Genomic DNA, 13,238 nt, shown 5'->3' on the forward strand with positions numbered 1-13,238 from the left:
TCAGAACACCCCAGACGGCCACGGTAATCCGGTGGCGGAAGTGTCGGGGTCGCACGGCACAATGCCATGCGGAGGTAAGTCGCGAAAATGGAAATAGAACCTTACCGGCGGGTCTTCGCCCAGCCGGGTGTGCGGACGTTGCTGCTGGTCGGGCTGTTCGCCCGGATCCCGGTGACGGCCACCAGCCTGGTGCTGACGCTGCACACGGTGAACACGCTGGGCCACACCTGGACCCAGGCGGGCCTGGTCGCGGCCTCGGCCACGATCGGGACGGCGGTCGGTTCGCCGGTCTCCGGCTGGCTCATCGACCGCTACGGTGTGCGGCCGGTGATCCTGGTCACCATGCTGGCGCAGTTCGCGTTCTGGCTGTCGGCGCCGCTGCTGTCGTATCCGGCGCTGCTGGCGCTGGCCGCGGTGAGCGGGCTGCTGATGCTGCCGATCTTCGGAGTGATCCGGCAGTGCCTGGCGGCGATGGTGCCGCCGGAGAGCCACCGGACCGGTTTCGCGCTCGACTCGATGGCCACCGAAGCCTCGTTCATGATCGGCCCGGCGGTGGCCGCGGCCGGCGTGATCGCCTCGTCCAGCGCGACCGCCATGGTGGTGATCTCGGTCGGCTTCCTCGGCTCGGGGCTCGCCCTGATCCTGCTGAACCCGCCCACCAGGTCCGAGGCCGAACGCGCGGCCGAGACCGGCGAGCGCATCCCCCGGCGGCAGTGGCTGACGCCGCGGCTGCTCACCGCGCTGGCGATGGGCTCCACGCTCTGCTTCGTGCTGACCGCCACCGACCTGGCCATCGTCGCCTCGCTGCAGGAGAGCGGCCAGACCGGCTGGATCGGGCTGGTCATCGCGCTGTGGTGCTTCGCGTCGCTGATCGGCGGGTTCGTCTACGGTGGCCTGTCGCGCGGCTTCTCCCCGCTGGTGATGATCGCCGGACTGAGCGCCCTGACGGTCCCGGTCGGCCTGGTCGGCGGCGGCTGGTGGTGGCTCAGCCTGGCGCTGATCCCCGGCGGCCTGCTCTGCGCGCCCTCCCTCTCCTCCACCGTGGACATCGCCAGCAAGTGGGCGCCCGCCGCGGCGCGCGGCGAGGTGATGGGCCTGCACGGCACCTTCCTGACCGTGGGCGTCGCCTGCGCGAGCCCGATCGCCGGCGGGATCATCGACGGGGCCGGCCCCGGCTGGGCGTTCGCCGGGGCGGGCCTGATCGGTCTGGCCGCCGTCGCCGCCGCGACGCCCTTCTGGCGGCGGGCGCCGGAACCGGTGCTCGCCTGAGGGAATTACCCGCCGATGGAGATTGCTTTACGAGACCGTTGCGTATCGTAAAGATCATACGATACGGTTGCGTTGCGAAACTCGACCGTATCGATATTACTGGGGGAACTCGTGGAACCTGACCTAGGTCACCCACGCCGGTGGCAGATCCTCGGCGTGATGGTGTTCAGTCTGCTCGCGGTGGTGCTCGACAACACCATCCTGAACGTGGCGATCAAGACGATCGCCGATCCGGTCCACGGGCTGGGCGCCACCCAGGGCGAGCTGGAGTGGGCGATGAACTCCTACACCCTCGTCTTCGCCGGCCTGCTGTTCACCTTCGGCGTGCTCGGCGACCGGTTCGGCCGCAAGCGCATGCTCCTCATCGGCATGGTCCTGTTCGGGCTCGCCTCGCTGGCCAGCGCGTACTCCCAAGACCCGATGCAGCTCATCATCGCCAGATCGCTGATGGGCATCGGCGGCGCCGCGATCATGCCCGCCACCCTGGCGATCATCTCCAACGTCTTCCCGATCAACGAGCGCGGCAAGGCGATCGGCATCTGGGCGGCCGGCGTCGGCATCGCCGTCGCGATCGGCCCGATCACCGGCGGCCTGCTCCTTGAGCACTTCTGGTGGGGCTCGGTCTTCCTGATCAACGTCCCGATCGTGCTGCTCGCGATCGTCCTGATCGGCACGCTGGTGCCGGACTCCAAGGACCCGAACAAGACCGCGCTCGACCCGATCGGCGTACTGCTGTCCATCGCGGGCCTGGTCAGCCTGGTCTACGGCATCGTCAGGATCACCGAACTGGGCACCGCCGCCGACGCCACCGTCATCGTGCCGTCCCTGATCGGCCTGGCCATCCTGGCGGCCTTCGTCTGGTACGAGAGCAGGACCGACCACCCCGCCTTCGACGTGCGCGAGTTCCGCAACGCCGGCTTCAGCACCGCGATCGCCAGCGTCGGCCTGGTGTTCTTCTCGGCCATGGGCGTGATGTTCTTCATGGCGTTCTACTGGCAGATCGTGCGCGGCTTCTCCCCGCTGCAGTCCGGCGCGCTGGTGCTGCCGTTCGCGGTGGCGCAGCTGGCGTTCTCGCCGCAGAGCGCCCGCGCGGTGCAGCGGTTCGGGGCCAGGGCGGTCAGCACCGCCGCGATGCTGATGATCGCGGCCGCGCTGGCCTGCTACGCGTTCATCTCGGCGGACACCCCGCTGTGGATCCTGCTGGTGCTCGCGTTCGTGCAGGGCGCGGCGATGGCCAGCGTCATGCCCACCGCGACCACCTCGATCATGAACGCGCTGCCCAGAGAGAAGGCCGGAGTCGGCTCCTCGATGAGCAACGTGGTCCGCCAGGTCGGCGGCACGCTGGGCATCGCCGTGCTGGGCGCGGCGCTCTCGGCCAGCTACCGGGGCGCGATGGAGGACAAGGTCGCCGGCCTGCCGCCGGAGGCCGCGCACGCGGTGACCGAGTCGATCGCGGGGGCCGCCGCGGTCACCGAGCGGATGGGCGCGCAGGGCGCCGCCCTGATGTCCGTGGCCAACGACGCGTTCGTGGTCGGCATCCGCTGGGCCGCCGTGGGTTCGGCCGCCGTCGCGCTGCTCGGCGCGTTCGTGGTGGGGCGCTGGATGCCGGCCAAGGGCGCCGAGCGCGCGCCGGTGCGCGCCACCCCCGTGGCCGACGAAGGCGCAGAGAAGGAATCGGCGGTAGTTTGACGTTCAACCTGACACGAGAGGAGGCTCCGGATGACCGTGATGGGCACCGCCAGACCCGCGGGGCGTCCCCGGAGTGAGCGGGCCGAGAAGGCGATCGTGGACGCCACCCTGGATCTGATCGGCGAGGGCACCTCGGTGTCCGAGCTGTCGATCGAGTCGGTGGCGGCCCGCGCCGGAGTCGGCAAGACCACGATCTACCGGCGCTGGGCCAACAAGGAGGAGCTGGTCGGCGACGCGCTGGCCACCCTCAAGGCCCCGCTGCCGGAGATCGAGGGCCGGACGGTGCGCGAGGATCTGATCGCCTACCTGGACGTGATGCGGCAGGACTCGCTGACCGTGCGCACCCGCTGCATCATGAACATCGCGATGAGCGAACCGGAACGCCACCCGCGCCTGTACGAGCGCTTCCAGCGGACCGCCATCGAACCGCGCAGGGCGGCGATGCGGGCCGTGCTGGAACGCGGCGTCGCCACCGGGGAACTCCGCCCCGACCTGGACGTCGAGATGGCCATCGGGATGCTGACCGGCACCATGCTCTGGTACACGAAGGGGGCCGCGCACGGCCTCCTCCCCGGCGGCGTCGTCCCGGCCGACCTCGCGCCCCGGATCGTGGACGAGGCCCTGCGCGGCTTCCGGCCCAGCTGATCAGCCTTCCCGCCACCGGTTGGTGATGGGCAGGCGCCGGTCCCGCCCGAAGTTCTTGGGGCTGATCTTCGGGCCGGGCGGGTACTGGCGGCGCTTGTACTCGGCCGTGTCCACCAGCCGGATCACCCGGGTGACCAGCTCGGGGTCGTGCCCGGCCGCGATCAGCTCGGCCCGGCCCCGATCCTGCTCCACGTAGTCGTCCAGGAGCCGGTCGAGCACCGCGTACTCCGGCAGCGAGTCGGTGTCCCGCTGACCGGGACGCAGTTCCGCGCTCGGCTCCTTGGTGATCGAGTTCTCCGGGATCGGCGGCGGCGTGGACTGCGTGTTGCGCCACCGGGACAGCTCCCAGACCAGGCTCTTCGGCACGTCCTTGATCGGGGCGAAGCCGCCGGCGGAGTCGCCGTACAGGGTGGAGTAGCCGGTGGCCAGCTCGCTCTTGTTGCCGGTGGTGAGCACCAGGTGGCCGTGCTGGTTGGACAGCGACATCAGCAGCATGCCGCGCACCCGCGCCTGGAGGTTCTCGGCCGCCAGACCGGTCAGCTCGATCTCCTTCTCGAACGCGTTGACGATGTCGGCGATCGGCGCCACCCGGGACCGCAGCCCCTGGCGGCGGACCAGCTCCTCGGCGTCCCCGACGGAGTGGTCGGAGGAGTAGCGCGACGGCATCAGCACCACGTGCACCCGGTCGGGGCCGATCGCGTCCGCCGCGATGGTGGCGGTCAGCGCCGAGTCGATCCCGCCGGACAGGCCGAGGATGACCGACTGGAACCCGTTCTTGGCCACGTAGTCGCGCACGCCCAGCACCAGCGCCTGGTACACCTCGGCCGTGTCGTCCAGCCGCTCGGCGACCACCGGCGGCTCGGCCGGGTAGGCGGCCAGCGGCTCCGCCGACAGCACCACCCGCTCGACCGTGATCGTGGTCCCGTCCAGGGCGTCCACCGGGAACTCGCCGGGCTCGCCGGAGCCCAGCGGCAGCTCCAGATTGGTGATCAGCAGCTCCTCGGTGAACTGCCCGGCCCTGGCCACCAGCTCCCCGTCCACCGACACCACCAGCGAGTCCCCGTCGAAGATCAGCTCGTCCTGCCCGCCGACCTGGTTGGCGTAGGCGAGCGCGCACCCGGCCTCCCCGGCCCGCCGCGCGCACAGCGCGAACCGCACGTCGTCCTTGTCCATCTCGTACGGCGAGGCGTTCGGCACCACCAGCAGCCCCGCCCCCGCCGCCCGCGCCGCCGAGACCGGCCCGCCCTCCTGCCACAGGTCCTCGCAGATGGCCACGGCCACGTCCACCCCGTGCAGCCGGAAGACGGGCAGCCGGTCACCGCGGACGAAGTAGCGGTACTCATCGAAGACGCCGTAGTTGGGCAGATGATGCTTGGCCGTCCTGGCCACCACCCGCCCCTGGTACAGCACGGCGGCGGCGTCCAGCGGCGCGCCCTTCGGCTGCCCGATCCGGTGGGTCCGGTTGGCCCGGTCGACGTATCCGACCACGACCGGCAGGTCGCCGAGGCCTTCGGCGGCGAGGCGGGCGGCGGCCGCGTCCAGGCCGGCGATGGAGGCGTCCACGAACGAGGTGCGCAGCACCAGGTCCTCCACCGGATACCCGGTGAGGAACATCTCGGTGAACACCACCAGGTGCGCGCCGCCGTCGGCGGCGCGGCGGGTCCACGCGATCAGCTTGTCGGCGTTTCCGGCGAGGTCGCCGACGACGGGGTTGGTCTGGGCGAGGGCGATGCGGAGTTGGGCCACGTCACCAAGGGTACGGCCCGCCGATTGTTGTCGTCAACTTGACGATAAGCTCACGATCCGGGGCTGACCAGACCCGATTCGTAGGCGAGCACCACCAGCTGGGCCCGGTCCAGCAGCTCCAGCCGCTTCAGCAGGCCGCTCACCTCGTCCGCGACCGCCTGCTCCGGCGCCGCCAGGGTGACCGCGATCTGCCGGTTGGTGAAGCCGCGCGCCACCAGCCGGACCAGGTCGATCTCCGGATCGGAGAGCCCGGCCGGCGCGGCCGGATCGTGGCGGCCGGCGAAGGCCGCGATCAGGTGCGTGGTCACCGCCGGGTCGATCAGCGCGTCGCCCGCCACGGCCGCCCGGATGGCCGCGATCAGCTGCTCCGGCGGCGAGGTCTTGAGCACGAACCCGCTCACCCCGGCGCGCAGCGCCGAGTACAGGTTGTCGTCGGTGCCGAACGTGGTCATCATGATCACCTTCGGCGGGTCCTCCGCGGCCAGGATCCGGCGGGCCGCCGCCAGCCCGTCCAGCCGGGGCATCTGGATGTCCATCAGCACCACGTCGGGCCGGGCCAGCCGGACGGCGGCGATGGCCTGCTCGCCGTTCTCCGCCTCGGCCACCAGCTCCAGGCCGGGCTCGCTGTCCAGCACCACCCGCAGGCCGGTGCGGACCAGGGCCTGGTCGTCGGCCACCACCACGCGCAGCGCCTGCGACCCGGTCCCCGGCGGGGCGGCCCGGAACGTGACCGTGGCGGCGGGGGAGACGTCCAGGTGCGCGGCCTGGGCGAGGATGTCCTGCTCCAGCCGCTGCAGCGTCGGCCCCAGATCCAGGCCCAGCTCCTCCCTGAGCACCTGCCTGGCCCGGCGGAGCGCGCCCAGCGCGTCGGCCTGCCGCCCGGCCCGGTAGAGCGCCACGGCGAGCAGCCGCCAGGCCTCCTCGCGGAGCGGGTAGCCGGAGGCGTGCGCCTCCAGGTCGGGGATGAGGGCGCCGGCCCGGCCGAGCCGGACGGCGGCGTCGGCGCGGCGTTCGACCGCGATCAGCCGCAGCTCGTCCAGGCGGAGCGACTCGGCCTGCGCCCACGGCAGGTCGGCGAATTCGGCCAGCGCCGGGCCACGCCACAGCGCCAGCGCGGTGTCCAGCCGCCGGCAGGTCTCCTCCAGGTCGTCGCCGTCCTGCTTGACCAGGTTCTCGAAGTGCCACGCGTCGACCCGGCCTGGGTCGGCGCGCAGCGCGTAGCCGGGCGGCGCGGAGACCAGGATCCCGGCCTCCTCGCGCGGCGCCCGGTCCGGCTCCAGCGCCCGGCGCAGCCGGGACACGTAGCCCTGGATCGTGGACAGCGCCTGGGCCGGGGGCTCGCCCGGCCAGAGTTCGTCGATGAGCGTGCTCACCGGAATGGCCCGGCCGCCCGCCACGAGCAGTCGGGCGAGCACGGCCTGCTGCCGCTGGCCGCCGAGATCGAGCACCTGTTCGGCTGAGACCGCTTGGAACGGGCCCAGCGCACGGAATATCACCATCGCATGGGTAAGCGTAAAGCCTTCTGGTCGAAGACCTGGAACCTGTTCAGGCGGAGCGTGCCGCCTGCCCGGCGGCGGGCTCCGCCGGGGTGGCGCTGATCGGCAGGCGGGCTTCGACCAGGGTGCCGCCGGTGGCGGGCGCGGTGATCGCGCAGGTGCCGCCCAGCTCGGCGGCCCGCTCGCGCATGGACGCGGTGCCGACCCCGGCGCGGCGGTGCTCGGACAGGCCGACGCCGTCGTCCTCGACCCGCACGATGAGCTGCTCGCCCTCCCTGGCCAGCAGGAGAAGCACCCGGCCCGCCTGGGCGTGCCGCCGCACGTTGGTGAGCGCCTCCTGGACGATCCGGTACGCGGCGACCTCCACGGCGGCGGGCAACTCGCCCAGCTCGTCGGCGACCACCTCGACCTGGATCACCGGCGGCAGCGTCTCCTTGGTCAGCGAGGTCACCGCGCCGGTCAGGCCGAGGTCGTCGAGGGCGGGCGGGCGCAGGCCGTACACGAGGTCGCGGATGTCGCCGGAGACGGCGTCCATGCCGGTGCGCAGTTCCTGGAGCAGGCCGTCGGCGGTGGCGGGGGAGCGGCTGATGCTGATCCTGGCCATGTTGAGGGTCATCGCCATCGCGCCGAGTGTCTGGCCGAGCCCGTCGTGCAGGTCGCGGCGCAGGCGGCGGCGCTCCTCCTCCCGGGCCGCCAGGATGCGTTCCCGGGAACGTTGCAGGTCGGCGGCCATCCGGGCGGCGTGCGCCACGTCGGCCACGTACGGCAGCAGGGTGGTGATGACCCGTTCGTCGTGGGCGGCGGCGAAGCGCCGGGAGCCTGGGCTGCCGATGAGGAGCCGGCCGACCGGTTCCCCGTGCCAGACCAGGGCGATCTCGCGGGGGTCCTCGCCGATCGTGCCGCAGACGACCCGGACGCCGTCCCGCACTTCGACGGCGGTGCCGTCCACGGCCAGGCCGTCCCTGACCACCGTGGCGACCGCGCCGAGCGCCTGGGTGGGGTCGGCCTGCCGTACCTCCTGGGTGAGGCGGTCGGCCAGCAGGCGGGGGTCGCCGACCCTGCCGTAGAGCATGCGGTCGGAGGCGCGTTGCAGGAGTTTCCTGAGCGGCTGGAAGAACGCGCCCGCGAACAGGGCTGCGGCCAGGCCGGCGACCTGGTCGTAGCCGGAGACGAGCAGGCTGGACAGGGCGCCGACCCCGAAGTAGACGGCGCTGACCACCGCGACCAGGCCGGCCGCCACGAAGGTCCTGCTGATCACCGTGTCGATCCCGTACAGCCGGAAGCGGAGCACCGAGATCATGATCGCGACCGGGATCAGGCCGGTCCAGAGGGTTCCGGCCAGCCAGTAGTCGTCGCCGAGCAGCAGGAAGACCACGTAGATCGCGAAGGCGCTGAGCGGCCAGGCGATCTGCCGCCGGGTGGCCGGGTCGGCGCCGCGCAGCCGGGAGGCGAGCGCCAGCAGCGCGGCCACCACGCACAGCTGCATCAGCAGGTAGAAGGACGAGTAGAGCTGGAGGTGGATCGGGGCGAGCGCCTCGATCTTGAGCGGGTTGGGGAGCACCGCGGGGCGCCGGATCAGGCCGGGCTGCGGGTACGGGCGGACCACGACCAGGAACGCGAGCGTGGCGAAGACGGCCACACTGATCGGGGGCAGCAGCCGCCACCGGGGCGAGGGCAGCCGCCCGTCGGGGGAGTAGAGCGGGACGAAGACCGCCAGCATGCCCCCGCCGAGGGCCCAGGCCACGACGGACAGGATGCGCAGCAGCCCGGCCGTGTCCAGGTCGCCGCCGGCCGCCGCCAGGAACATCAGGAAGGACAGCAGCACGCTCACCCCGGACAGTACCCCGCCCACCCCGGCCAGCCACCCGACCAGCAGGCGCGGTCGCTGCGCGATCAGGAACGCGCCGACGATGGGGAAGGCGATCCCGGCCGCGTAGTCGGGGCTCATGGGCACGCTGGCCGACCACTCCGGCGGCAGCTGGAGCTGGATCAGGATCGCGGCGGGCACCGGGACCAGTCCCGCGACCGCGATCCCCCAGGCCGCCAGCCGCGCGCGTTTCATCCCCGTGCTCCCCGATCATTCACATTGAGAGGGATTATGCCGGGATTATGGTCCCACGACCAGCCGGGCCCTGCGGCGGATGGCGGGCGCCAGGGCCAGCTGCCCCAGCGCGGCGACCAGGCCGAGGGCGCCCACGCTCAGCCAGAGCACCGCCGGGCTGATCGCGAGCAGCCGGGTGCCCAGCAGCGGGGTGATCAGCGCGCCCACTGACCAGGAGAAACCGTACAGGCCGGAGTAACGGCCGCGCAGGTGCGGGGGTGACAGGGCGGCGACGATCGCGCCGCCCATCCCGGCGGTGAGGATCTCGCCGAGCGTCCAGACGGCGATCGTGAGCGAGAAGCCGAGGGCGGTGGAGGCGAATACGGTCAGGGCGAAACCCACGCCGACGATGACGAAGCCGGCCGCCAGCACGACACTGTGGTCCCGGCGCGCCAGCCAGTTGTTGGTCAGCGGCTGCACGAAGACGATCAGCAGGCCGTTGACGGCCATCGCCCAGCCGTACGCGCTGGTCCCGAGGCCGGCCATGGCCAGCGGGAGGGTGTAGAACGCCTGCAGGTAGACGCAGGTGTAGGCCAGGTTCACGGCCACGAAGGCGAGCATCAGCCGGTCGGCGAACACCTCGCGGAAGCCGCCGGAGCTGGCCGTGACGGCCGGCCGGGTCTCCGGGATCGCCCGCCAGACCAGGATCCCGAACAGGACGCAGGTGATCGCGTTGATCCAGAACAGCCAGAGGAAGCCCGCCTCGGCCAGCCGCCCGCCGGTGATCATCGCGATCGAGAAGCCCAGGTTGAGGCCCCAGAACAGCAGGCCGAACGCGCGCGGCCGGTCCTCGGGCGAGACCAGGTCGGCGACCAGCGCCTGGGAGGCCGGGCGGTACGCGTCCACCACCACGCCCAGCACGAACATGCCCGCCACGATGCCCTGCACGCTGGTGCTGTAGCCGAGCGCGAGCATGGTCGCGGCGGAGGCGAACATGCCGCCGGTGAGCGTGCCCCGGCGGCCCACCCGGTCGGCCAGCCAGCCCGCGAGCGGCTGGGACAGCAGCGACCCCGCGCCGAAGACCGACAGGACCAGCCCGGTCACGGCCAGCGACATGCCGCGCGACTGGGTCAGGTAGATGCCGAAGAACGGCTCGACCATGGTGCCCAGCCGGTTCACGATGGTGCCGCCGAACAGCACCCAGAACGGCCGGGGGAAGCCGCCGATCTTGGACTGGAGGAAGGAGGGGGGTGCGGTGATGGTCACCCGCCCACCTTGGACAACGGCCCCGGTGGGGTGCGAATCTTTTAGCGGAGGCTAAAAGATGGGCATCGAATGGCGTTTCGGCGCCGACGACGTGGCGCGGCTGCGGTTCGCGTTCTCGCCGCTCTGGGAACTGGTGTCGAGCCTGCGCGTGCTGCGCAGCCCCGCCCGGCACTCGCTGCATCTGCCGTGGCTGCGGATGGTACGGCCCCGCCTGCGCGCCCTGGACCTCACCGAACTCCTGGCCCTGGTGCCGCCCGACGGATATTTCCCCGATTTCCTGACTCCGCCCCCGGATACCCCGTTACCCGACTTCGCGGCCGAACTCCAGCGGGTCCGGCTCACGCCGCCCGATCAGGCCGCCGAGGAGGTCGGCTGGCTCCAGCAGCCGCTGGACCCCGCGATCCAGCGGTTCCTGCGTGACCCCGCCGCAGGCGTGCGGCGGGTGGCCGACACCCTGGACGCCTACTGGACGGTCGCGCTGGCCGAGTTCTGGCCGCGGGTGCACGGGCTGCTCGAAGCCGACGTGGTGTGGCGGACCCGGCGGCTGGCCAGTGGGGGCGTGCGGGAGCTGTTCGCGGATCTGCATCCGGCGGTGTCCTGGCACGGGGACCGGCTGGTGACCTCGCGGCCGTGGCAGCACGAGAGCGACATCGCGGGGGACGGGCTGGTGCTGGTGCCGAGCGCGTTCCGGTGGCCGGATGTGGCGGTGCTCTGCGAGCCGTATCAGCCGATGCTGATATATCCGGCGCGGGGGACCGGGAATCTGTGGCTGGCGGGTGTGCCGTGCACGCCGGGGGCGCTGTCGGCGCTGATCGGGAAGACCCGGGCGCAGATCCTGACCGCGCTGGCCGACCCGGCGTCCACCACGGTGCTGGCGCGGCGGATGGAGCTGACGGCGGGCGCGGTCAGCCAGCATCTGACCGTGCTCTCCGGCGGCGGATTGGTGAGCCGCCAGCGGATCGGGCGGGAGGTCCTCTACCGGCGCACGTCGGTCGGCGACGCCCTGGTGTCCGGCGTTTAGAGGGTCCGGACGCTTTCGGGGTCCGGCGTTCAGAGCTGGGGGGTCCGGGCGTTCAGAGCGTCCGGGTGCTTTTGGAGGGTCCGGGGTTCAGATGGGCAGCCGGGCGGTCACCGTGGTGCCCGACTGGCAGGAGCTGATCGTGCAGGTGCCGCCGAGTTCGGCGGCGCGTTCGCGCATCGAGCCGAGGCCGACGCCCGGGTCCGGGGACTGCGGCAGGCCGACGCCGTCGTCGCTGACCTCCACGATCAGCGCGTCCTCAAGGCGCAGGGTGACCTTCGCCCAGGTCGCCTGGGCGTGTTTGCGGATGTTGGTGAGGGCTTCCTGGACGATCCGGTAAGCGGCCACCTCGACGGCGGCGGGCAGGCCGTCCAGGTCGCCGATGATCTCCACGAGCGGGCCCTCTGTGGCCAGCTTCCGGACGGCTCCGGCCAGGCCGAGGTCGTCCAGGGCCGGCGGGCGCAGGCCGTACACGAGTTCGCGGATGTCGCCGGAGACCGTGTCCATGCCGGTGCGCAGCTCCTGGAGCAGGTTGTCGGCCAGGTCGGGGGAGCGGGGCAGGCTCACCCTGGCCATGTTGAGGGTCATCGCCATCACGGTCAGGGTCTGGCCGAGCCCGTCGTGCAGGTCGCGGCGCAGACGGCGGCGCTCCTCCTCGCGCGCGGTCAGGATGCGCTCCCGGGAGCGTTGCAGGGCGGTGATGAGGCGCATGGTGTGGGCGGCGTCCGCCACGTACGGGGTGAGCGCGGCGATCACCCGCTCGTCGTGGGCGGCCGGGAAGCGGCGGCGGCCCGGCGGGCCGATCAGCAGGGTGCCGACCGGCTGGCCGTGCCAGACCAGCGGGACGGCGCGGGCGACCAGGCGGAGCTCCCCCGTGGTGGTGGCCGTGCCGTCGATCTCGGCCGCCGCGCCGGTCACCGCGAGGCCGTCCTTGAGGGTCTCCAGGGCGGCCAGCAGGCCGTGCACCGGGTCGGCCTGCTGGAGGCGGGCCTTGAGGCCGTCGGCCAGGGCGACGGGGTCGCCGCGGGTGCCGTACATGGCACGGTCTGCCAGGCGTTGCAGAACGCGCCGCATCGGGTGGAAGAACGCGCCCGCCACGAGGGCGGCGGCCAGGCCGAACAATTCGTCCACGCCGGACAGCAGGAAGCTGGAGGCGGCGGTCGCCAGCACGTACACGCCCGCGATCACGCCGACCAGGCCGGCGCCGACCAGCGTCCGGGTGACGAGGGTGTCGATGCCGAACAGGCGGTAGCGGAGCACCGCCACCGTGATCGCGGCTGGGATCAGCGGGATGGTCAGTGAGGCCGTCCACCAGATCGGGTCGCCGATCGCCCACGGCACCACCAGGCCGGAGATGGCCAGTAGCGGCCACAGGATCTGCCGCCGCTCGACCGCGTCCGCCCGCCGGAACCGGACCACCAGCGAGGAGAAGGCCAGGACCAGTGCCACCTTGATCAGCACCGACAGCAGCATCCTGGCGTCCTGGTGATACGGCGCGAACGCGGCCACCTCGAACGGATTGTGACCGGTCCTGGGAGTGGACGGCCCGATCAGCACCCGGAACCAGTCAGCGATCAGAACCAGAGCCGCGAAACCCCCGGGCCAGCACCAGCGGTTGGAGATCAGCCGGCCGGTCGGGTACAGCATCGGCAGCAGAATCCCCAGCGCGTACGTGGTCAGGCTCCACACCGCCGCGGCGAACAGCCAGAGCAGGGACACCGCCGGGTGCCCGCCCTCCTGGACGATCAGCGTGGCCAGGTTGGAGACCGTGATGTTGGTGGCCGAGCCGAGGCCGCCCAGGCAGAGCAGCCAGCCGATCACCAGGCGCGGGCCCCTGATCACCAGCAGCGCGCCGAAGACGGGGAACGCGGTCCCGGCCATGTCCTCGGGGGCGAACGGCAGCGGCGTGTAGGTCGCCTGGGGGAGCTGGGCGGTGATCCAGATGTCGGCGAGTTCGAGCAGGACGGAGACCCCGGCGATGGCCACGGCGGCGGCCCGCGCCCACCCCTCCGGCACCTTGCGCCAGTGCGGTTTCACCGCTGGGACGGAGTCCGGCGTCGGTCGTGTC

At 72.2% G+C, this 13,238-nt stretch carries 9 protein-coding genes; 4 read left to right on the forward strand and 5 right to left on the reverse strand.

What is annotated here, in order from left to right:
• The first annotated feature begins 87 nt into the window (after positions 1-87).
• The 3 genes from Acor_RS29235 to Acor_RS29245 all read left to right on the forward strand — a co-directional run bounded on the left by Acor_RS29235 (position 88) and on the right by Acor_RS29245 (position 3,603).
• Positions 88-1,269 (forward strand): MFS transporter, encoded by a 1,182-nt coding sequence (locus Acor_RS29235; protein WP_155339982.1) that lies wholly within the window; start codon positions 88-90, stop codon positions 1,267-1,269.
• Positions 1,270-1,428: 159 nt separating this feature from the next.
• A complete protein-coding gene (locus Acor_RS29240) occupies positions 1,429-2,958 on the forward strand; it encodes an MFS transporter (protein WP_174876213.1) in 1,530 nt (509 codons plus the stop codon).
• Positions 2,959-2,988: 30 nt separating this feature from the next.
• Positions 2,989-3,603 carry a TetR/AcrR family transcriptional regulator gene (locus Acor_RS29245; protein WP_155339984.1) on the forward strand — a complete coding sequence of 205 codons (615 nt, stop codon included), beginning with the start codon at positions 2,989-2,991 and terminating at the stop codon, positions 3,601-3,603.
• Here Acor_RS29245 and Acor_RS29250 read toward each other — a convergent pair whose 3' ends face one another.
• From Acor_RS29250 to Acor_RS29265, 4 genes are read right to left on the reverse strand one after another with little or no spacing between them, the layout of a single operon-like run.
• Complete coding sequence (locus tag Acor_RS29250; protein WP_155339985.1) at positions 3,604-5,349, reverse strand: NAD+ synthase; 1,746 nt, start codon at positions 5,347-5,349, stop codon at positions 3,604-3,606.
• A 50-nt stretch (positions 5,350-5,399) separates the two neighbouring features.
• Positions 5,400-6,848 (reverse strand): BTAD domain-containing putative transcriptional regulator, encoded by a 1,449-nt coding sequence (locus tag Acor_RS45940; protein WP_155339986.1) that lies wholly within the window; start codon positions 6,846-6,848, stop codon positions 5,400-5,402.
• Positions 6,849-6,894: 46 nt separating this feature from the next.
• Positions 6,895-8,907, reverse strand: a complete 2,013-nt coding sequence (locus tag Acor_RS29260; RefSeq protein ID WP_155339987.1) for a sensor histidine kinase — start codon at positions 8,905-8,907, stop codon at positions 6,895-6,897.
• A gap of 45 nt (positions 8,908-8,952) precedes the next feature.
• Positions 8,953-10,152: an MDR family MFS transporter gene (locus Acor_RS29265; RefSeq protein WP_246239266.1), complete on the reverse strand. Its 1,200-nt coding sequence runs from the start codon at positions 10,150-10,152 to the stop codon at positions 8,953-8,955.
• 58 nt (positions 10,153-10,210) lie between these two features.
• On the opposite strand from Acor_RS29265, the gene Acor_RS29270 reads away from it, so the two are divergent.
• Complete coding sequence (locus Acor_RS29270) at positions 10,211-11,173, forward strand: ArsR/SmtB family transcription factor (protein ID WP_155339988.1); 963 nt, start codon at positions 10,211-10,213, stop codon at positions 11,171-11,173.
• 87 nt (positions 11,174-11,260) lie between these two features.
• On the opposite strand, the gene Acor_RS29275 is transcribed toward Acor_RS29270, so the two are convergent.
• Positions 11,261-13,207, reverse strand: a complete 1,947-nt coding sequence (locus Acor_RS29275) for a sensor histidine kinase (RefSeq protein WP_155339989.1) — start codon at positions 13,205-13,207, stop codon at positions 11,261-11,263.
• Between the last annotated feature and the right edge of the window lie 31 nt (positions 13,208-13,238).

The organism is Acrocarpospora corrugata, assembly GCF_009687845.1.
Lineage (GTDB): Bacteria > Actinomycetota > Actinomycetes > Streptosporangiales > Streptosporangiaceae > Acrocarpospora > Acrocarpospora corrugata.